A 19979-nucleotide genomic window follows, 5' to 3' on the forward strand; every position below is an offset into this window, starting at 1 on the left:
GTTAACTGGCCAGTCTGCTTGGAGCGTTCTGGCGCGACGGTTCGACGGATACGTTGAAGGATGACATCGCCTCGGCGAGACCTTGCGCTTCGATCTGAAGTGACGCGACTGCGGCATTGGTCTCCTCGAAGAGGGCTGCATTTTGTTGTGTGGTCCGGTCCAGTTCGGACGTGGCGGTTGTAATTTCCTGAATGCCGCTCGCCAATTCCGAGGCCGACTGGGCTATCGTGCGGATCATTTCCGCGACGGTCATAATACCTTCGACGATCTCGGACAGAGCATTTCCGGAGGCGTCAACCATCTGCACGCCCTGACGGACATTGCTATCCGACAGTTCGACAATCTCCGCGATCTCGCGTGCAGCGTCGGAAGACCGTTGGGCCAGGCCCCGTACTTCTGACGCGACCACCGCAAAACCACGGCCGGCATCCCCCGCGCGCGCGGCTTCGACCCCGGCATTCAGAGCCAGAAGATTTGTCTGGAAGGCGATATCGTCTATCACCTGAAGCACACGGGCGATTTGGGAGGACGATTTCTGGATCTCGCCCATCGCCTCGACCGTCTTGGTGACGACGCGGCTTCCATGCTGCGCCTTATCGGAGATGGTCCCGATCGTGCGGCCAGCCTCGGAGGTCGAGGAGGCTGATTGCTTGACGGTGGCCGACATCTCTTCCAGCGCCGCAGAGGTCTGCTCCAGCATGGCCGCACTACGCTCGGTACGGCGGGCAAGATCATCCGCGGTCGAGGCGATTTCGCGCGCTGCGGTGTCGACGGAACCCGAGGCCATGGCGATACCGGACAGGGCGTCGCGCAATGTGTCATTCGTTCTATCGACGGCCGTGGCGATATCCTTGAAGATCCCTTTGAAATTATCGGGCATCCGGTAACTCAGATCCCGCTCTGCGAGATGTTCGAGGGCTGCCGAGACCGCTCCGAGACCTTCCCCCGCAGCCTGACCGACGCGGTTCAGGCCGTTGCAGATCTCGGCCAGAAGTCCGTCTTTTCCCGAAAGATCGATGCGATGCGAGAAATCGCCAGCGGCACAGGCCTCGACCACCCGCCCGATCTCTTCCGCAACGATCTTGTCCGATCTCGCCTGTTCCTCGGCCTCGAGCTGCTGGGCGCGCGCCTTTTGGGCGTCCTGTGAAATCCGGTCCCGCTCCTGACGGGCCAATTGCTCGCGCTGTTCGAGTTCGCGCAACTCGGCGGCGCGCGCATTGGCTTCCGTTTGTTTCTGACGTTCGAGAATATCGCGGAACTCGCTCAATGCGTCGCGCAATTCACCCAGTTCGTTGCGGCTATGCCATTCGGGGAGAGGGGCCTCGAGATCCCCGCCGGAGAGCTTCTGGATGCTGCCCGTGACATCTTCCAACCGGTTGACGAAACGGCGTTTCACCAGCGTAAAGGCGGCAAGCGCAAAGGCCAGCTGCAGAAGGGCCGCGCAGAGAACGACCGTAAACGAGGTCGATTTGACGGAGGAGAATTGGGACAATCCGCGCGACATTTCGATATTCAGGTTTTCCACGAGCGCATCGGCGCTTGTCTGGAACGCGCGGAAGGCCTGATCGAAATCTTGGTAGTCGGCAAGACTTTCGGCGGCGACCTTCGTTGCGCTATCATAGCGTTCTTCGGCTATCTGCGCGAAGGCCGTCAGTTCCGACACGAGGTCCGCCTTGCTGCCAGACAAAGGCAGATCGTCGACGAGCTGCGCGGCACGGGATATGTTGGCGACGGCGAGCGAAAAATCCTCTCCGGTATCTCCGCCGAGAATTTCTTCTACCTTCAGGTGGCCAAGCGTGACAAGAAACAGTGCCTGACCGAGTGTGTTCTGCATCTCGGTGGACTGGGTTGCGGGAGAACTGGCCAGAGTGGAGAATTTCTCGGTAATCCCGTCGAAGAGGGCGTCGAATGTTTCATCAGCCCCCGATCCGGCCCCTTGCCGTTGGGCTGCTCCCTCGATGCGTTCCAGAGCCTTTGCCTGCAGGACCTTCAGGCTGCCTTCCATCGATGACATGTCTGAAAGGAGTTCGGGCGCATTGGGAGCGGGCAGCGACAATCCGTCGATCTCGCCTCCGTTTATCAGGGCATGAAGGAGTTTATCCGCATGAGCGAACATTGTTTCCATTTCGGATCTGAAGGTATCGTCCCCGTTAGAAATATACTCCTCGAGGTCCAGATTGGCTTGGGCGATCGTCTGTTCGAGCAGCATTGCAGCCTCGATTTCCTGCGCAAGTCGCTCGCCGATCTGATCGCCGACGGTCGACATATGGTCGACCTGCCATATTGTGAAGGCACCACTTAAAAGGGTAATGCCGAGAAAAACACCGAAGCCCAACTTGAGTTGGTTGGAAATTTTTGACTGCGCCATGGAACACCTCAAGGTTACCTTCGTAAATTCCACAAAAACCCTGAAGATATCGTTTTCCGAAAGGCGGTTCGGACAGAGATTTTTGTCGGAAGCGGCAAGCGTGCTTCCAGCACCGCGCGATCCCGACCCTTAGGGGCGAGGTTGGGGTCGCGGTCGTGATCCGTCTCACTTGAGTGGTCCGGTTTGAAAGTCAGTGCATGGCGGTCGTTGGTCTAAGGGCACGATGCTTTCCGGCGCTGGAGCACGGTATCGCGGAGAACTGCGCAAGTGGACCGTATTGCAATGCTGGCGTCAGCGTTCAGCTCGGGATCTGAACCTTCCTAAGCGCGACTAGCAGACCTTTCTATCGTGCAATTCCCTACATGATCTGGCGTTGACGCTCTCCACATATCCGTTCACTCAGGGCGATACAGGCCGATTTGGCGCGACCGCACCGTTCTGGTTCCGTAGCCTGATAGCGGCAGGATGGTCTATTACGCTCCTGCATCCGTCTGCTCGAGTTCCTTCCACCAGCGTTGTTTTTTAGATTACACGTCACCACGCTGATGCAGTCCCATAATGATATTTCGAAAAATCTATACAACGAAACCGAGCGCAAATATGAAAACGACCGCATAGAAATATATGCGGTCGTTTTGGTCCGGTCCGATTTTGGTCAATCGCCTGCGTGATGATATCCCGCCATGGCGAATACGACAGCCCAATAGGGAAAATGTATTTACATCAGCGCTTTACTCAGCAGCTTCCAGAACGTCCTGTCGGCATTCCATCAACGGCTGGATCTTCTGGCCGAACATATCGAGCCCTTCGAGGAAATCATCGAAGGTCAGCATCAGCCCTTTCACACCCGGCACCGAGGCCGCCTCGTCGAGCATCCGCGCACAGCTTTCGTAAGAGCCTACGATCGTGCCCATATTGAAATTCACCGCGCCCTCGGGAAGGTTGATATGCGCGGCGGTCGAGTTCTCGCCGGCAAAGCTGTCCTTGGCCCCCTCGACGCCCATATAGGCCAGTGCTTCCATATCGGCGCCGTCATGATAAAGCTTCCATTTGGCCATGGCCTTCTCGTCGGTCTCGTCCGAAATCACCATCATCAGGATATAGGCTCCGACATCGCGGCCGGTCTTCTCGGCGGCTTCCAACAGGCGCTCGCAGGTGGGGGCAAAGGCTTTGGGCGTATTGATGCCAAGGCCGTTCACGAAGGAATAGTTGGTGTAGTTCGACGAGAACTCCATCCCGCGCGGCGACTGGCCTGCGGCTACAATCTCTATCGGGGCCGAGGGGGCCGGCGACATCTTACAATCGTCCATGGTGAAATACTCGCCCTTGAAATCGGAGGAGCCGGTTTCCCACAGCTCTTTCAGGACCCTCACATATTCGGTCGCATAGTCATAGCGGTAGCCGAAATACTCGTTGCCCGGCCAGATCCCCATCTGGGTATATTCCGACGGCGCCCAGCCGGTCACGATATTGATCCCGAACCGGCCCGGCGCGATGGAATCGACGGTGCTGGCCATGCGCGCCACGATCGCTGGCGGCAGGGTCAGGATGGCGGAAGACGCGAAGAGCTTGATCTTCGTGGTGACGGCGGCGAGCCCCGCCATCAGCGTGAAGCTTTCCAGACCGTGATCCCAGAACTCGCTCTCGCCGCCGAACCCGCGCAGCTTGATCATCGACAGGGCAAAATCGAAGCCATAGCTTTCGGCCTTCTGCACGATCTGCTTGTTCAGCTCGAAGCTGGGCATGTATTGCGGCGAGGTCTTCGAGATGAGCCAGCCATTGTTGTTGATCGGGGTGAAGACGCCGATGTCCATGGAAATTCTCCTGTTGGTATGACTTTGTCCGTACCTTGGCAGGAGGAGGCGCTCTTGACTAAAGCATAATTTTGAGGGGCTCGGTTCAAAAAACTCAGCCACCCGGATAACAGGCCTGCGATGGAGCGCAGGCCGGCCCCCATGCGCCCCGTTCAGGTCGAGGACAGCGTCGAGGAATAGGAGAATTTCTCGGCCGGATAATATTGCACCGCATATTCCAGAAGCCTGCGCCCCGAGCCGTAATAGCGCCGCGTCATCTTCACGCAATAGCTGCCCGCCGGATAACCCAGATGGGTGGCGATCTCCTCGCTCATAGGCACCGCGCGGATATCCTGCCGGATCTCTTTTACACGGTCGCCACCCGCAGCCTCGATCAGGGTGAAAAGCGCGATATTGAGGCTGTCATGACCGTCGAGGACCGGTTTGTGGCTGGGCGAGATATAGGCCTCGTTATAGCACAGGACCGTCTCCTCGCCCTGATTATATCTTTTGCCTGCAATATGATAGAACCTCTTCCCCGAACGCACCCCCATCTCGGTGGCTAAGGCTCCGCGCGCGGTGACCTCGGCGCGTTCGGAAATCTGCCAGATCGTTTCGCGCGCAAAGTCGAAGAGCTCGGCACGCGAGTTCGCAGAGAATCGTGCGCGCCAGTCGGAGGGCGGCTCCTCGACCCGGGTGCCCACGCCCTTGCGCGCCGATAGAAGCCCGCGCTGGCGTAGCTCGCCGATCGCCTGACGTACGGTCTGGCGCGACACCCCGAAACCTGCCGCCAGTTCGGTTTCTGTCGGCAGGAGCGAGCCCACCGGATAGGTGCCGGCGCTGATTTCGCCGTGCAGATGCCGTGCGAGCTGCTGATAGAGCGGTGCGGTTTCCTCGAATTTCAGCGCCATCTCTTCCCCTTGACCCCGATGCCAAAAATAATCTTCATAAGTACGGACAATCGGCAGGGTCAATAGACCTGCCATCCTCTTCTGTCGGACCAGTGTCATATAAGCGGAGCTTTCATGCCATCCCCAAATCTGCAATTGATCGGCCGCCCAGCCTCGCCAGAGGAGCAGGCGCTTCAGGATATCGAGCGCGAAAGGCTCCGGCAGGGGGTTATGGACCACCCGCTGATCCGCCAGCAGCCCGAGGGTGCTCAGACCGCTCTGGTCGCGGTGGATCCGCAAGGGGGGGCGCTATGACCGCGCAGACAATCGCGCAGCAGATGGGCGCACGGCTCGAGGCCGGTGATGCGGAAGCGGTTACCCGAGCCGCCCTGAAACTCGCGCAGACCGAAGACACAATCTTCGTGCGCACCGAGCCCGAGGCCGCCCTCGCGCAGGCGCGGACCTGTGATGTGCTCGCGGCAAGGGGGCAGGCCATGGGGCCGCTGCATGGTGTGACGCTGGCGCATAAGGATATGTTCGACCGTGCGGGGCAGGTGACAGGCTTTGGCGCCCATCCCGATGCGGCGCGTGCGGCGACAGGCACTTCGACCGTTCTGGCGCGGCTCGATGCGGCGGGCCAAGTCGATCTGGGACGGCTCACGATGTCGGAATTCGCCATGTCGCCCACGGGGCAGAACGCTCATTGGGGTGTGGCGCGCAACCCGCGTATTCCGGGGGCCGTGCCGGGCGGCTCGTCCTCGGGGTCGGGAGCGGCGATTGCCGCGGGCCTCGTGCGCGCGGCTTTGGGCTCCGATACGGGCGGCTCGATCCGTCTGCCTGCGGCTTGTTGCGGGGTGGTGGGCTTCAAACCCACCAAGGGCCGCGTGCCGGTGACCGGGGTGATGCCGCTCAGCTATACGCTCGATTGCGTGGGACCACTGGCCGCAAGTGTCGCCGAGGCGCGTCTTGTGCTGTCAATCATTTCGGGCGCCGACGGGATCGATCCGGTCTGCGCGGACCGGCCCGCGCCCCGCGCCTATGCCCGCAGCCCGCAAAAGCTGCGGATCGGGTTTGATGCCAGTGCCTATACGGCGGGGATCGCACCGGAGATGGCCGAGGGCTTGCGCCGGTTGAAAGCGCTCCTGCAGGATCTTGGGCATGGGATCGTGGACCTCGATCTCTCACTCCTTGATACGCTGGGGGAGGCGTCCAATGTGATTGCGATGTCGGAGGCAGCCGCCGTCCATGCCGACCGTCTGGCCGTCGCCGCGGAGCGCTACGGCCCGCAAGTCCGCTCGCGGCTTCTGCAGGCCGAGGCGATGCCGGGCTATGCCTATGTCCGGGCGATGCAGATCCGGCTGAAGGCGCAGCAGCAGGTGAACCAAGAGGTATTCGGTAAGGTTGATCTGTTCATTCTGCCGACACTTATCGGCCTGCCGCCCATGGCCGATGCGGTCAATATCAGCGCCGATCCGAAAATGGCCTCGCTGATCGGGTCTATGGGAAAATACACCCGCCCGCTCAATCTTCTGGGGCTGCCCGCGCTCAGCCTGCCGGGCCATGAGGCCGAGGGCCTCCCTTATTCGGTGCAGATCGTAGGACCTGCATGGTCCGAGGATCTGATCGCCGATCTTGGTCAGCAGGTAGAAACAGTGCGCGCATAATACAGAGTGTCTCTGATGGCCCCGCAGACCGTCTCTCGCGGGGCCATCGTATTTTGCTCCTGCCGATCTCTGGTCATGGACCCTTCCGTCCATCGATGCGAGAACTTCTATGCGGCGCGCGGGGGGCGGAGGCTAGGAAGAGTGTCGCCGTGAGTGTCGGGCTTGACCGGAAAAAGCGATGTAGCGGCGCTTTCAGGCCTCGGGTTCAAGAGTGCCGATATGACCCGATGCAACAGACCCCCGAAACATGCTGCGGCCGATGGAAACCGCGTGTAGGCAAAGCTGACTCTGCCCTGAATTGAGCCGCTACACCTGAAAAACTGCGTAATTACGCGGCCAACTATATTTTGTCGACAATATACGGTTGTTCTTATTGTGCGGACATATGCACAGATATTTGATGGGAAAAGATTTGAAACCGATGCTCATTAAAGGATCCGATCATGCGCAAAAGAGTTCCACTCAATGCGATCCGTGCCTTCGAAGCCGTTGCGCGTCATGCATCGGTGGCTAAGGCGGCCGAGGAACTTTGCGTAACCCCCACTGCGGTCAGTCACCAGATCAAGCTGCTGGAGGATTTCCTACAGACCGAACTGTTCTTGCGCAGAAATAGCCGGATCTATCTCACGAGCGAGTCGAGCGCGACATTGTCCAAGATCTCGCAGGCGCTGGATCTGATCGACGATTCCGTGCGCACCCTCGGGGGAACGCAGGAAAACCTCCATGCGCGGTTGACAGTGGGGGCCTCGACCTCGTTTGCCTCCTTCTGGCTGATGCCACGGTTGCGCAAGTTCATTGAAAGTGTTCCCGAGATCGATTTGTGCCTGCATACCTTCATCAGCCGCAAGGAAGCCGAGACGCAGGACTCGGACCTGCGGATCTGCAACTGGCAGAGCCATCTCGACTGGAAGATCGAGCCGCTGATGGAAGAAGAGAACCTGCCTGTCTGCACGCCCGAATTGGCGCGCCACTATGGCAATGATCCGGCAAAGCTTCTGGCCAATGCACCGCTGATCCATGTGGACCGCTCGCATCTGGGGTATGAGGGGAACTATCCCGACTGGTCGCGCTATCTCGAGGAATACGGCATCCAGCGACCCGATGTGATGAATGGCCCCCGCTTCAATCAGGCAGGCACCGCGATCGAGGCGGCCCGCGCGGGTGTGGGATTGTTGCTGGGCCGCTCGCTTCTGGTCGAGCAGTTCATCGATAATGGCGAGCTGGTCATGGCGGCGGAATGCTATCCCGAGCGCAGTCCCTATTATCTGCTCTCCTCGTGGAAGACCACGCAGAACGACGCCATGCGCCAGTTTCGCGACTGGATCGTCGAGGCGGTGTCCAGCAGCCGGATGGTGCATGCGCTCTGATCACCCAGCTCGAGGGAGAGGGACGTGTTGAAGAATATTTCAGGCCAGCGCTGACAAATGGTCGTTCCCGCATACCGTGCCCGACGTGGTTCACTGGCTCCACGCTTTGGAGGAAATGTCCCATGTCCCGAGACCCGTTGAGCCTGATGACCGTAACCGAAGATGTGGCAAGCGGATCGCGTCTGATCCGCGATATCGCCGAGGATTGTCTTGATCTGATCTCGCTGGGCGAGTCGCGGATCGGAGCATTCTCGCATCTGTCACCCGCCGATATCCGGCGCGAGGCGGACCGGCTGGATGGCGCGCCCAAAGGTCCGTTGAGCGGCCTGACGGTCGCTGTGAAGGATGTGATTGCCACGAAAGATATGCCCACGGGCTTTGCCAATGCCCGCTACGAAGGGGTGCGGATGGGGTGGGATGCGCCTTGCGTCGATGTGCTCCGGCAGGCGGGCGCGCTGATTCTCGGCAAGACGGTCACCACCGAATTCGCCGCCACCGCCCGTGGCGGCAAGACCCGTAATCCGCGCGATCCCGCGCGTTCTCCGGGTGGCTCGTCCTCGGGGTCGGCCGCGGCGGTTGCGGCAGGGTTCTGTTCGGTGGCCATCGGCACACAGACCGGCGGCTCGACCATCCGGCCCGCCTCCTATTGCGGGGTCTGGGGCTGGAAGCCCTCGTGGCATGCCATCTCCCGCGAGGGGCTGAAGCAGTTCTCGGTCACGCTCGACACGGTCGGTTTCTACGCCCGCCATGCCGAGGATCTGGAGGCGCTGGCCAAGGTTTACCGCCTCGACCCCGCACCGCCCGTCTCCAGCCTCAGCGGACTACGGATCGGCCTGTGCAGGACACCCGTCTGGGATAGGGTCGACGCGCCCATGCGCGAGGCATTGGACGAGGCGGCCAAGCGGTTACGGCTGGAAGGGGCGGAGGTGATCTCCTTCGAGCTGCCGCGCAGTTTCGACACGCTCCCCGCGACCCATGGCAAGATTCTCGCGCGCGAGGGCAGCACGTCTTTCCTCAACGAGGCGATGGCGCAGGGCGAGGCGCTGCACGAGCAGTTCCGCACGATGGTCGCGACCCGTGGCGGGCTGACTGCCGCCGAGCTGCGCCGCGCCTATACCGAGGCCGATACCGCCCGCGCCGTCTTTGACGAGATCATGGACGGATTCGATGCGGTCATCGCACCCTCCGCCACCGGCGAGCCGCCCCTCGGGCAGGCGCATACCGGTGATGCCATCATGAATTCCTTCTGGACGCTCCTGCATGTGCCGGTCGTGTCGGTGCCCGGTCTGCAATCTCCCGCCGGCCTGCCACTTGGCATCTCCTTCATCGGCCAGCGCTATACCGACCGCCGTCTGCTGAACATCGCCAGACTGGCGACCGAAGTGTTCCAGGCCGATCTCGCCTTTTCCTAAACCCCTCCCGAAGACATAAGACAGAAAGAACCGTAATGTCCGATTTGGCCGATAGTCCAGCCGCAACCGACCTGCCGATCATCGAGCTGGCCGACAAGCAATCCTTCCGTGACGGGATGTCCTGCCTTGTGGGGGCGGTCAATATCGTCACCACCGATGGTCCCGGAGGGCGCGCAGGCTTCACCGCGACCGCCGTCTGTTCGGTGACCGACGAGCCGCCGACGCTTCTGGTCTGCGTGAACCGCTCCAGCTCGGCCGCCCCCGCCTTCCTGCAAAACGACAGTATCTGCGTCAACACGGTCGGCCCGAAACATGCCGAGATCGCCATGCTCTTCGGTGGCAAGACCCCGATGCAGGAGCGCTTTGCCGATGTCGCATGGCGCAAGAGTGCCAGAACCGGCGCACCGGTGCTCGACGAGACAGTCGCGACCTTCGATTGCAAGGTCTCCGCGCGGCAGGTTGTGGGCACCCATGAGGTGATCTTCTGTCAGGTCGTCGAGGCGCGCTCGGATGCAACCTCTCCCGCTTCCGCCTATTTCGGGCGCAAATTCCACGAGTTGAGCGCATGATTATCATCGCACCTCCCGCCCCTGCAGGGCTCGCCGCCACCCGCGCCTTGGCCGCCTCGCGCCCCGTGATCGTCACCGGCTGTCAGGGCGGCGCTTTCGTGCTGATCGCCGCGCGTGACGCCGATGCAAACTGGATCAACATCATGGCCCGCGATGCGCGTGGCCTTGTGGGTATGGTGATGCCGCTCGAGCATGCGCAGGGTCTGGGGCTGGAGCTGCAGCCCCAACGCGGGGGCCGCAACGCGCCGCTCTATACCCAGTCGATCGAGGCGACTATCGGGATCTCCACGGGCATCTCGGCCAAGGACCGTGCCTGCACGATTGCGGCGGCCACAACCGGCGCGCCCGATGCGGTGGTCAGCCCGGGCCATGTCTTCCCGCAGGTGCCCAATGGCTGCGCGGACGGGCAGGCCGATATCGCGCTCCGTCTTCTGGGTGATGCGGGGCTCGCGCCCTTGGGCGTGATCTGCACGATCCTCGATAGTAAGGGGCGCGATGCTGGGCCCGAGACCGTAGCCGCGCTGGCTACGGATCTCGACGCCGAGATTATTGCTGCAAGCGACCTCATGTGATCTGGCATGCGGGGTTTCGGGCAGCTAGGCTGCTGGCCGAAACCCCTGCCGGAGCGCCCTCATGGACAAGCCGCTTGTTGTGATGATCAACCCCAACAGCTCGACTGTCACAACGGCCCGGATGGTTCATATCGGGCAGGAGATGCTCGGGGATCGGGCGATTGCCCTCGAGGGACGCACGGCCAGCACCGGCCCCGCGATGCTGACCACGCCGGAGACCCTCACCGCCTGCGAGGCACAGGTTCTGGCGATGGCCGAGGCGTTGCCGCCCCGTGCGGGGATCATCGTCTCGGCCTTTGGTGATCCGGCAATGGACAGGCTCCGCGCGCAGCATGATGGCCCCGTTACGGGGATCGGCGAGGCGAGTTTTCTGGAGGCGGGGCGTGACGGACGGCGTTTCGGGATTGCCACCACAACGCCCGCGCTCGATGCGGCCATCCGTGCGCGGGTTGCCGCCTCGGGAAGGGCCGCGCAGCTGAGCGGGATCAGCTATACCGGAGGCGATCCCTTTGTTCTGACCGCCGATCCGCAGGCGCTTTTTGAGGCCCTCAAACGCGCGGCCGAGGCGGAGGCGGCAAAGGGCGCGGAGGCGGTCATCATCGGCGGCGGACCCTTGGCGCAGGTGGCGCAGCGGCTGGAGGCCGAGACAGGGCTGCCGATCATTGCCCCGATCCCCGCTGCCATCCGCCATATGGTCCGCCTGCTAGCAGGCGGCTAGACCGCCGTCTGCCAGCACACAGGCCACGCGTCTGCGGGGGCCGAGCTCCACGACCGGCGGACGCGCGGCATGGCATTCGGCGCGCGCATGCGGACAGCGCGGCGCGAAGGAGCAGGCCGAGGGCCGCGCCTCGAGTGCGGGCGGTGCCCCCGGAATGGCATGGAGGCGCGTGCCCTTTTCCACATCATGCAGATTGGCCGCCAGCAGACCTTGGGTATAGGGATGGCGCGGGTTCTTGATGACCTCGAGCGTCGTACCTTCCTCGACGATCTCGCCCGCATACATCACCGCGATCCGCTCGCTGACCTCGACCGCCACGCCGATATCGTGGGTCACGAAAATCACGCCCATATCGAAATCCCGCTGCAATTCGCGCAACAGCAGCAGGATCTGGATCTGCACCGTGGCATCGAGCGCCGTGGTGGGCTCGTCGGCCAGAAGCAGTTTGGGGCGGCAGGCCAGTGCGAGCGCGATCATCACCCGCTGGCGCATACCCCCTGACAGCTCATGAGGGTAGTTCGACATCCGCCGCTCGGGCGAGGGGATGCGCACGCGCTTGAGCATATCGAGCGCGATCTCGCGCGCCTCGGGTTTGGACACTTTCTTGTGGCGGCGCACGGCCTCGGCGATCTGCGCGCCCACTGTGTAAACGGGGTCCAGCGCCAGGCCGGGGTCCTGGAAGATCATCGACACATCCTGCCCGCGGAAGGCTTGTAGCGCACGGCCCTTTAACGCGCCCACATCCTGCCCGTTGACCGAGATCCCGCCCTCGATCTGGGTCCGCTTGGGCGGCAGAAGCTGCAAGAGGGTGCGCAGCGTCACCGATTTTCCCGATCCGGATTCCCCTAAAAGCGCCAGCGTCTCCCCCTGTTCGAGCCGTAAGCTGAGATCGGTGATCGCATGGATGGTCCTGTCGGTCCTGAAGCGCACATTCAGCGCCTCGATATCCACAAGCGCGGTCTTGTCCGCAAGATCCTTCATTCCGCAGCCTCCCATGTGCCGGCTTTCGAATGGCCCGAATGCGCATCCAGCAGATGGCAGGCGGCCAGATGGTCGGGCGCGTCCTTCATCGGTGCCAGCGCGGGCACCTTTTTCGCGCAAATCGTCTCGGCAAAGGCGCAGCGCGTATGGAAGCGGCAGCCCGAGGGCGGGTTGATCGGATTGGGCGGATCGCCCGCAAGGGGCGGGGCCTCGGTGCGGTTCTCGGGATCCATCGAGGGCATCGCGGAAAACAGCGAGCGCGTATAGGGATGGGCCTGATTGGCATAGAGCCGGTCCACCGGCGCCACCTCGACCACCTCGCCCAGATACATCACCAGGACGCGGTCCGAGATATAGCGCACCACATTGAGGTCATGGCTGATGAAAATATAGGTCAGGCCCAGATCGCGCCGCAGATCCGAAAGGAGGTTGAGCACCTGCGCCTCGACCGATTTGTCGAGCGCCGAGACCGCCTCGTCGAGGATCACCAGCCGCGGGGCCATCGCCAAGGCCCGCGCAATATTCACCCGCTGGCGCTGTCCGCCGGACAGTTCATGCGGATAGCGACCGGCAAAGCGCGCAGGGTCGAGCCCCACACGGCGCATCATCGCCTGCGCCTTGGACATCGGGTCCTTGATCCCCGCCTGACGCGCACCGAAAGCCACGCTATCGGCAATCGTCATGCGCGGATTGAGCGAGGCATAGCTGTCCTGAAACACCATCTGCACCCCACGCCGCAGATCGCGCAGCGATAGCCCTTCGCCAAGGCCATCGCCATCGAAGATGATCTCGCCCGCGTCCTTGGGCGTGAGGCCGATCAGGAGCCGCGCAGTGGTGGATTTGCCGCAACCGGATTCGCCCACGATGCCCAGCGTCTCGCCCTTGCGGACCTCGAAGGAGACGCCATCGACGGCCTGCACATGCGCCTGCGTCCGGCCCAGGACCCCGCCCTTGATCGGGAAATGCTTGCGCAGGTCCTTGACCGTCATCAGCGCCTGTTGCGGACCGCCACGGTCGGGTAGGGCATGCGGGTCGGTGCCCGTGTTTTCTACGAAATCAATCACGGACATTCATCGCACTCCTTAGCCCGTCGCTCAGCAGGTTCAGGCAGAGCGAGGTCACAAAGATCATGACGCCGGGCAGGGCCGAGAGCCACGGGTTGATATAGATAGCCGAGCGGAGCGTGTTCAGCATCAGCCCCCATTCGGCCTGCGGCGGCTTTACCCCGATCCCGAGGAACGACAGCCCCGCCGCGAGGATCATGCAGACGCTGGTCAGCGAGGTTGCATAGACGAAGATCGGCGAGAGCACATTGCCCAGCACATGCACGCGGATCACGGTGAGCGCGCTGGCGCCCGTGGCGCGGGCCGCATCGATATAGTCGAGCGAGCGCACACCGGAGGTCACCGCTTCGGCCACACGGGTGATCGGCGGGATGAAAACGATGGTGAGCGAGACGAGGCTGTTTGTCACGCCCGCGCCCAGCGAGCCCGAGATGGCGATGGCCAAGAGCACCGAGGGGAAGGCAAAGAACACATCGACCACCCGCATGATGGCAGTGTTCACGCGCCCGCCCGCATAGCCTGCGGTCACCCCCAGAGCGCCGCCTATGAAGAAGGCCAGCACCACCGGCACCAGCCCCATGAACAGCGAGAGCCGTCCGCCATAGATCAGGCGTGCCAGCATATCGCGGCCCTGTTCGTCGGTGCCAAGCAGATGGCCCTCGGTGCCGATGGGTTTGAGGCGTGCGATCATCGAACCCTTATAGGGATCCTGCAGCCCCAGCCACGGCGCAAGCACTGCCGCGAGGATCAGCGCCAGAATGACGGCAAGGCAGACGACGGAGACGGGGTCACGGCGCAGGCGGCGCAGCACGCCCGCCCAGTAGCCATTGCCCTTGGTGGAGACGGGGGAGATATCGGAGGCGCTTTCGGCAAGGCTCATGCATCAGCCCCTTTTGATACGCGGGTCGATGGCGGCCTGCGCCACATCCACCACAAGGTTGGAGATCACGAAGAACATCGCCAGTACAAGGATGGTGCCCTGCAACAGCGGAAGGTCCTGCTGGAAGATCGCGTTTGACAGAAGGAACCCCGAGCCCGGCCAGTTGAAGACAGTCTCGATCAGGATCGAGCCGCCCAAGAGCTGCGCGATCTGCAGGCCCATCACCGAGAGCGCGGTGGCGGCGGCATTGCGCGCCACATGGCAGAGCACATCGCCACGGCTCATCCCCTTGGCATAGAGCGCCTGCACGAATTCCATCGACAGGATGTCACCGGCAAGCGCACGGATGGTGCGTGCGATGATCCCGATCGGCACCACCGAGAGCGTGATGGCGGGCAGGATAAGATAGCGGATATGCTCGAAATCCCACGCCCAGTGCTGCGAGCCCCCGGGGCCTGCGCCAATTGCCGGCAGCCAGCCCAGCGTGACCGAGAAGATGATCACCAGCACGATCCCCAGCCAGTAATTGGGCACCGAGACACCGGCAATCGCGACCCCCGTCACCAGCCGGTCCACCCAAGTGTCGCGGAAATAACCCGCCGTGAAGCCCAGAATTGTGCCGATGGGAAAGGCGATGATCGCCGCCGCAACCGCCAGCAGGAGCGAGTTCTTCACCGCGCCGAAGACCTCGGAGGCCACGGGCCGTCCGGAGGCGATGGAATTGCCCATATCACCATGCACCAGCTTCGCCGCCCAGATCGCATATTGCACCGGAAGCGGCTTATCGAGCCCATAGGCGGCGCGCATCGCGGCCTGCTCCTCGGCTGTGGCCTCCGCCGGCATAATCGAGGTCAGCGGGTCACCCGGCGCGATCTGCACCAGAAGGAAACAGATCACCGACACACCGAAGGCCACGGGGATCACAAGCAAAAGCCTGCGGAGGATATAGCTGAACATGGCTGGGGTCTTTCATTAGGAAAGCCTTGGCACAACACGCAAAGGCTGGGCCGCGCCCCCGCAGGAGCGCAGCATCGGTCAGGCCGATTTCATGGTGATGCTGGAGAAGTTCTGGAACCAGTTCTGCGCCTGCACGAAGCCCGTCACCGTGGGTTTCATCGCGCGGGGGGCCACATCATGGGCCACCATCAGGAACAGTGCCTCGTTGACGAATTTCTCATGTGTCTTGCGCAGCACATCATCCTGCGCGGCACTGTCGAAGGTGGTGCGGATCTCCGAGAAGAGCGCATCCATCTCGGGGTCGCTATAATGGCCCCAATTGGTGCCGTTGGGCGCGATCAGTGCCGAGGACAGGTGACGGATCAGACCGGTGAAGGGGTCTTGGGTGAAATAGCTGAAATTGATCGACTGCGCTCCCTGACAGCCCGGATCGGCAGCACCCGCCCGCCACAGGTTGATCATCTGGTTCCACTCGACCACGACAAACTCGACATCGATCCCCACATCCGCGAGGTTCTGCTGCATATATTCGTTCATCGGCAAGGGCAGCATCTGGCCCGAGCCCGAGGGCGAGATCAGCGCCTTCAGCTTCACGCGGTTGGTGTCATCGAAGCCCGCCTCTTTAAGGAGCGCCTTGGCCGCCTCGGGGTCGTATTTCACCTCGAAGGTCGGGTTGCCGAACCATTGCGAGGAGGGCGGCAGGAAGCCCTTGGCCTCGATCATAAGCCCACCCAGAAGCTGCTTCAGCCCTGCGCGGTCGATGGCGAGGTTGGCGGCCTTGCGCACACGGATATCGTTCCACGGGCTGTTCTCGAGGCGCGAGAGGTGCCATGTCCAGTTATGCGGGTAGGCGTTCGAGGAAATGGTGAAGCCATTGGCCTGCATCGCAGGGATGGTGTCGGGCGAGGGCGCCTCGATCCAGTCGACCTGCCCCGACATCAGCGCCGCCGAGCGGGCATTCGGCTCGGGCAGCGGGATCAGGATCATCTTATCGAGCTGGGCCATGCGGGTATTGTCCCAGTAATCGGGGTTCGGCACCAGCTCGGCGCGTTCGCGGGGCGCGAAACTTGCCAGCTTCCACGGGCCCGTGCCCGAGGGCTGATAGGCGACCTTTTCCCAGTCCTTGCCCTGCGCTTCCCAGTTTGCGGGCGACGAATAGACGATCCATGCCAGCTGGTAGGGCAGGGTCGCGTCGGGTTCCTTGGTGGTGATCTCCACCGTCATCGGGTCGATGACCTTATAGCTCGCAACAGCCGGAATCCGCGATTTGCCCTGTGCCGATTGGCGCGGATCATATTGCGCGCACTCGCTATCCAGAAGCTTGTCGAGGTTCCACACGACCGCATCGGCGTTGAACTCGGACCCGTCATGGAATTTCACGCCCTCGCGCAGCTTGAAGGTCCATTTGGTCTTGTCGGTATCGTCGGTCGTCCATTCGGTCGCCAGACCCGGGATCAGGCCCGAGGGCTTGTCGGCCGAGGTCAGGTCCCAGTTGATCAGTGCATCATAGACCGTATAGCCCATGAAGCGCATGCCTTCGCCGCCCTGATCGGTCTGGCCGGTGGTCAGCGGAATATCCGCCGCCGTCATCCCGATGCGCAGCGTCCCGCCACCGCCTGCCGTCTGGGCCATAACGGCTCCGGTCCAGGGCGCCACGGCAGAAAGCGCCAGCGCGGAACCGGCGAGTTTCAAAAGGGAACGACGTTTAAGCAAGGGAATCTTCCTCTCTGTTGACGGGCCGATAGTGCCCGATCGAAGCGTGGCTTCTTTGATTGCCGGATGCGCGCGGCGCGGACCGGATGGGGCGGGTCAATTGGGCTGACCTTCTGCAAGCACGCTAAGCGGGCTTGTGATCGGGCGGGAAGGGATGGAGCGGCCAAAACGCGGGATAGCCTTCAGCTGCCTGTTGCTTACGCATGGATTTGATCAAACGATTAATTTTAAGTCATCATCATGCGGGAAAAGCGCGAATCCACTTTGCGCTCGACATCTGGCACCGCTACAATCAGGGTTCTTGCAAGGATGAGATTTTCTCATTTGTATCAGCAGGTTCACCACGAGAGGGTGGGGGGCGCAGATGCGCTTTCCTGTCAGTCCCCCAGTCTGTCAGGCTCCCAGAAGGATAGACAATGCCCCAGACTGCCGCTCCCCCACCCGAAGATATGTCCCGAGATGAGGCTCTGCGGCGTGAGTATGAAACAGCCCTCGCGCTCCATAAGTTTGTCATCGAGCCCGAGCGGGACGCCGTGATGTTCGAAAGCTTCAAAGCCTATCGCGCGCTGATGGCCCGCCTCGATGCCGCCCTTCCGCAGCACCTCGAACCGGGCCCCGTCTGGACGCCTGCACCTGTGGTCGCATCCGTGGAGAAGGCATAATGACCAACACCACCCTGACGCGGCTTCCCGAGGCGATGCCCGATCTCACGCAGGCCTCGGCCGATCTGCAGGCGCGCCGGATCTCGGCGGTCGAGCTGCTGGAGCAAGCGCTTGGCCGGATCGGGGCGCTGGACTCCAAGCTGCATGCCTTCATCGCGCTGGCCGAGCCGCGCGCCCGGGCCGCAGCTCTCAATGCCGATCTGCGGATCGCGCGGGGCGAGGCGGGGCCGCTGACCGGCATCCCCTATGCGCTCAAGGATATCTACGATGTGGCGGGGATGCGCACGACCGCACATTCCAAACTGCGTCTCGATCATATGGCGGAAGAGAATAGTGATGCCGCCGACCGGCTTGATGCGGCAGGTATGGTGTTTCTGGGCAAGCTCTCGACCCATGAATTCGCGCGTGGCGGTCCGACCGATCTGCTGCCCTTCCCCAATGCGAAGAACGCGTGGAATACCGGGCATTTTGCGGGTGGCTCGTCCTCGGGCTCGGGGGTTGCGGTGGCCTCGGGCATGGTGGGCCTCGCGATGGGCACCGATACCGGCGGCTCGATCCGGCTGCCTGCGGCCTGCAACGGGATCGTGGGGCTGAAGCCCACCTATGGCCGCGTCTCGCGCCGCGGGATCGTGCCGCTGTCGTTCAGTATGGACCATGCCGGCCCGCTGACCCGCACCGTGGCCGATTGCGCGCTTGCAATGCAGGCGCTTGCGGGCCACGACGCAAATGATGCGGCCTCGAGCCGCCAGCCGGTGCCCGATTACAGCGCCGGTCTGTCGGGCGATCTGAAAGGGCTGACCATCGGTCGTGCCCGCGAATTCGACGCGCTGGCCGGTGTGGGACCGGAACAGATGGCGGCGCTTGACGCGGTGGAGGCCGTGCTCGAGGCACTTGGCGCGCGGATCATCGAGGTCAGCCTGCCCGAACGCGAGCTTCTGGATGCGATGACATGGGCGATCATTCAGGCCGAAGGCGTGTCGATCCACGGCAAGGATCTGCGCGAGCGTCCCGAGGAGTATGGCCGCACCACCCGCGAGCGGTTGATGATGGGCGCCTTTGCCACCGGCGGTCACTATGTCACCGCCCAGCGGCTGCGCCCGATCCTGAGCGCCGAGGTGACCAAGGTGCTCACCGGCGCGGATGCGATCCTGTGTTCGCCGATGGGCGGGCCTGCGCCTCTTGTCGCGGAGGTCGATGACCTGCCGTGGCGCAAACAGGCTCCGCTGACCAGTGCTTTCAACGGTACGGGCCATCCCGCGCTTGTGCTGCCTGCGGGCTTTGGTGCAAACAGATTGCCGCTTTCGGCCCAATTCGTGGGGCGGCCTTTCGACGAGGCGATGCTCCTGCGGATCGGCCATGCTTATGAGCAGATGGCAGGCTGGGTTGCCAAACGTCCCGCTTATTGAGGGGGCGGCGCGCACCGCTGCATCGTGATCCAGATACCGGCCACATCAAGACCGGACCCGGCAACGCCTAAGGGGCGGCTTCAGGACGGCAGTAAATTGTTTGCGCTTTTGGCTCAGAACGAGCTCCAGCTTTCGTAAAGCATATAGGCTGCCACCACGAAAATCAGGGCCGCGAAGACCGATGTCAGCGCGCCCTTGCCCGATAACCGGCGCGCAAGGCCGGTGCCTGCCAGCCCCCCGATGACGCCGCCCGCGATGAAGGTGGCTGCGATCCCCCATGCAACAAGTCCGGATGCCGCGTAATTGAGCGCCGTGGTCAGACCGAAGGCGGTCACCGCCACGAGGCTCGTGCCGACCGCATTGATCACCGGCATCTGGGTTGCGGCCATCAGCCCCGGAACGATCAGAAAGCCGCCGCCGATCCCGAAAATGCCGGAAAACGCGCCGGTGCCCAGACCGTATCCCGCGACCTTGGCCACGTTGTGTCGCCCGCATTGGGCACCGGCCAGGCCCTCGGCCTTGCGGTTTTTCAGCATCAACACACCCACCACGATCATGACCAGCGCGAAGAGAAAAAGAAGCTGGTGGCCGTTGACGGATTTGCCGAAACTCGATCCGCCGAACGCGCCCAGAATCCCCGCGCCTGCATAGATCATACCGCAGCGCCATTTGACGGTATGGGCACGGGCATGGAGAGCCAGATTGGCTGCGGAGCTCACCGCCACCGCCAATGCCGAGGTGCCGATCGCCACATGCGGGTTCGCGACGCCCACCACATAGACCATCAATGGCACGGCAAGGATCGAGCCGCCGCCGCCTACAAGGCCCAGCACAAGTCCGACCAGCGCGCCCGACAGCCCTCCAAGCGCATAATGGAATAGGTCATACATGGGTAACTCGCTCCGGCTATGGCGTTTTCTCCTCAATAGGCAAAGGCATGACCGGAGACGGTGACATTGTCAC

General features: G+C 62.5%; 18 protein-coding genes. 9 read left to right on the plus strand and 9 right to left on the minus strand.

Annotated elements, in window-relative coordinates:
* Window position 1: 1 nt before the first annotated feature.
* The 3 genes from ABEB22_RS14520 to ABEB22_RS14530 form a co-directional block, all read right to left on the minus strand.
* Window positions 2–2266: a methyl-accepting chemotaxis protein gene (locus ABEB22_RS14520; RefSeq protein WP_406871188.1), complete on the minus strand. Its 2265-nt coding sequence runs from the start codon at window positions 2264–2266 to the stop codon at window positions 2–4.
* An 833-nt stretch (window positions 2267–3099) separates the two neighbouring features.
* Window positions 3100–4182, minus strand: a complete 1083-nt coding sequence (rutA, locus tag ABEB22_RS14525) for a pyrimidine utilization protein A (RefSeq protein WP_349295700.1) — start codon at window positions 4180–4182, stop codon at window positions 3100–3102.
* Window positions 4183–4334: 152 nt separating this feature from the next.
* The gene (locus ABEB22_RS14530; protein WP_339114965.1) at window positions 4335–5072 is read right to left on the minus strand and encodes a GntR family transcriptional regulator; all 738 of its coding nucleotides are present in this window, start codon (window positions 5070–5072) and stop codon (window positions 4335–4337) included.
* 114 nt (window positions 5073–5186) lie between these two features.
* Here ABEB22_RS14530 and ABEB22_RS14535 point away from each other — a divergent pair, with 114 nt between their 5' ends.
* The 7 genes from ABEB22_RS14535 (at window position 5187) to ABEB22_RS14565 (ending at window position 11353) form a co-directional block, all read left to right on the plus strand.
* A complete protein-coding gene (locus tag ABEB22_RS14535) occupies window positions 5187–5366 on the plus strand; it encodes a hypothetical protein (RefSeq protein WP_339114966.1) in 180 nt (59 codons plus the stop codon).
* Window positions 5363–6715, plus strand: a complete 1353-nt coding sequence (locus ABEB22_RS14540; RefSeq protein WP_339114967.1) for an amidase — start codon at window positions 5363–5365, stop codon at window positions 6713–6715. The genes ABEB22_RS14535 and ABEB22_RS14540 overlap by 4 nt, the downstream gene beginning before the upstream one ends.
* A gap of 443 nt (window positions 6716–7158) precedes the next feature.
* On the plus strand, window positions 7159–8082 hold the full coding sequence (locus ABEB22_RS14545) for a LysR substrate-binding domain-containing protein (RefSeq protein ID WP_349295702.1): 924 nt from the start codon (window positions 7159–7161) through the stop codon (window positions 8080–8082).
* A gap of 122 nt (window positions 8083–8204) precedes the next feature.
* A complete protein-coding gene (locus ABEB22_RS14550; protein ID WP_349295703.1) occupies window positions 8205–9494 on the plus strand; it encodes an amidase in 1290 nt (429 codons plus the stop codon).
* 35 nt (window positions 9495–9529) lie between these two features.
* Window positions 9530–10063, plus strand: coding sequence for a flavin reductase (locus ABEB22_RS14555; RefSeq protein ID WP_339114970.1), 534 nt, complete (start codon window positions 9530–9532; stop codon window positions 10061–10063).
* A complete protein-coding gene (locus ABEB22_RS14560) occupies window positions 10060–10635 on the plus strand; it encodes a 3,4-dihydroxy-2-butanone-4-phosphate synthase (RefSeq protein ID WP_349295704.1) in 576 nt (191 codons plus the stop codon). Before ABEB22_RS14555 ends, ABEB22_RS14560 begins: the two co-directional genes overlap by 4 nt.
* 61 nt (window positions 10636–10696) lie before the next feature.
* Window positions 10697–11353 (plus strand): aspartate/glutamate racemase family protein, encoded by a 657-nt coding sequence (locus ABEB22_RS14565; RefSeq protein WP_349295705.1) that lies wholly within the window; start codon window positions 10697–10699, stop codon window positions 11351–11353.
* On the opposite strand, the gene ABEB22_RS14570 is transcribed toward ABEB22_RS14565, so the two are convergent.
* From ABEB22_RS14570 to ABEB22_RS14590, 5 genes are all read right to left on the minus strand, one after another.
* The gene (locus tag ABEB22_RS14570) at window positions 11339–12334 is read right to left on the minus strand and encodes an ABC transporter ATP-binding protein (protein WP_349295706.1); all 996 of its coding nucleotides are present in this window, start codon (window positions 12332–12334) and stop codon (window positions 11339–11341) included. The genes ABEB22_RS14565 and ABEB22_RS14570 overlap by 15 nt on opposite strands.
* Window positions 12331–13404, minus strand: a complete 1074-nt coding sequence (locus ABEB22_RS14575) for an ABC transporter ATP-binding protein (protein WP_349295707.1) — start codon at window positions 13402–13404, stop codon at window positions 12331–12333. Before ABEB22_RS14575 ends, ABEB22_RS14570 begins: the two co-directional genes overlap by 4 nt.
* Window positions 13391–14278 (minus strand): ABC transporter permease, encoded by an 888-nt coding sequence (locus ABEB22_RS14580; RefSeq protein ID WP_349295708.1) that lies wholly within the window; start codon window positions 14276–14278, stop codon window positions 13391–13393. Before ABEB22_RS14580 ends, ABEB22_RS14575 begins: the two co-directional genes overlap by 14 nt.
* Window positions 14279–14281: 3 nt before the next feature.
* Window positions 14282–15235 (minus strand): ABC transporter permease, encoded by a 954-nt coding sequence (locus ABEB22_RS14585; RefSeq protein WP_339114976.1) that lies wholly within the window; start codon window positions 15233–15235, stop codon window positions 14282–14284.
* A gap of 78 nt (window positions 15236–15313) precedes the next feature.
* The gene (locus ABEB22_RS14590; RefSeq protein ID WP_349295838.1) at window positions 15314–16867 is read right to left on the minus strand and encodes an ABC transporter substrate-binding protein; all 1554 of its coding nucleotides are present in this window, start codon (window positions 16865–16867) and stop codon (window positions 15314–15316) included.
* 497 nt (window positions 16868–17364) lie between these two features.
* Between ABEB22_RS14590 and ABEB22_RS14595 the strand changes: the two genes are divergently transcribed.
* Window positions 17365–17610: a hypothetical protein gene (locus ABEB22_RS14595; protein WP_339114977.1), complete on the plus strand. Its 246-nt coding sequence runs from the start codon at window positions 17365–17367 to the stop codon at window positions 17608–17610.
* Complete coding sequence (locus ABEB22_RS14600; RefSeq protein WP_349295709.1) at window positions 17610–19016, plus strand: amidase; 1407 nt, start codon at window positions 17610–17612, stop codon at window positions 19014–19016. Before ABEB22_RS14595 ends, ABEB22_RS14600 begins: the two co-directional genes overlap by 1 nt.
* Before the next feature lie 113 nt (window positions 19017–19129).
* Here the strand turns inward: ABEB22_RS14600 and ABEB22_RS14605 are convergent, their stop codons facing one another.
* Complete coding sequence (locus ABEB22_RS14605; protein WP_349295710.1) at window positions 19130–19906, minus strand: sulfite exporter TauE/SafE family protein; 777 nt, start codon at window positions 19904–19906, stop codon at window positions 19130–19132.
* Window positions 19907–19979 lie beyond the last annotated feature (73 nt).

Origin of the sequence: Thioclava sp. 'Guangxiensis' (genome assembly GCF_045348365.1) — a bacterium.
GTDB classification, from domain to species: domain Bacteria; phylum Pseudomonadota; class Alphaproteobacteria; order Rhodobacterales; family Rhodobacteraceae; genus Thioclava; species Thioclava kandeliae.

Coding starts and splice junctions, on each gene's coding strand:
- ABEB22_RS14560 (WP_349295704.1), top strand. CDS start 10,060: ATGATTATCATCGCACCTCCCGCCCCTGCAGGGCTCGCCGCCACCCGC.
- ABEB22_RS14575 (WP_349295707.1), bottom strand. CDS start 13,404: ATGTCCGTGATTGATTTCGTAGAAAACACGGGCACCGACCCGCATGCC.
- ABEB22_RS14535 (WP_339114966.1), top strand. CDS start 5,187: ATGCCATCCCCAAATCTGCAATTGATCGGCCGCCCAGCCTCGCCAGAG.
- ABEB22_RS14555 (WP_339114970.1), top strand. CDS start 9,530: ATGTCCGATTTGGCCGATAGTCCAGCCGCAACCGACCTGCCGATCATC.
- ABEB22_RS14550 (WP_349295703.1), top strand. CDS start 8,205: ATGTCCCGAGACCCGTTGAGCCTGATGACCGTAACCGAAGATGTGGCA.
- ABEB22_RS14580 (WP_349295708.1), bottom strand. CDS start 14,278: ATGAGCCTTGCCGAAAGCGCCTCCGATATCTCCCCCGTCTCCACCAAG.
- ABEB22_RS14605 (WP_349295710.1), bottom strand. CDS start 19,906: ATGTATGACCTATTCCATTATGCGCTTGGAGGGCTGTCGGGCGCGCTG.
- ABEB22_RS14520 (WP_406871188.1), bottom strand. CDS start 2,266: ATGTCGACCGTCGGCGATCAGATCGGCGAGCGACTTGCGCAGGAAATC.
- ABEB22_RS14530 (WP_339114965.1), bottom strand. CDS start 5,072: ATGGCGCTGAAATTCGAGGAAACCGCACCGCTCTATCAGCAGCTCGCA.
- ABEB22_RS14600 (WP_349295709.1), top strand. CDS start 17,610: ATGACCAACACCACCCTGACGCGGCTTCCCGAGGCGATGCCCGATCTC.
- ABEB22_RS14590 (WP_349295838.1), bottom strand. CDS start 16,867: ATGGCCCAGACGGCAGGCGGTGGCGGGACGCTGCGCATCGGGATGACG.
- ABEB22_RS14595 (WP_339114977.1), top strand. CDS start 17,365: ATGCCCCAGACTGCCGCTCCCCCACCCGAAGATATGTCCCGAGATGAG.
- rutA (WP_349295700.1), bottom strand. CDS start 4,182: ATGGACATCGGCGTCTTCACCCCGATCAACAACAATGGCTGGCTCATC.
- ABEB22_RS14540 (WP_339114967.1), top strand. CDS start 5,363: ATGACCGCGCAGACAATCGCGCAGCAGATGGGCGCACGGCTCGAGGCC.
- ABEB22_RS14585 (WP_339114976.1), bottom strand. CDS start 15,235: ATGTTCAGCTATATCCTCCGCAGGCTTTTGCTTGTGATCCCCGTGGCC.
- ABEB22_RS14570 (WP_349295706.1), bottom strand. CDS start 12,334: ATGAAGGATCTTGCGGACAAGACCGCGCTTGTGGATATCGAGGCGCTG.
- ABEB22_RS14545 (WP_349295702.1), top strand. CDS start 7,159: ATGCGCAAAAGAGTTCCACTCAATGCGATCCGTGCCTTCGAAGCCGTT.
- ABEB22_RS14565 (WP_349295705.1), top strand. CDS start 10,697: ATGGACAAGCCGCTTGTTGTGATGATCAACCCCAACAGCTCGACTGTC.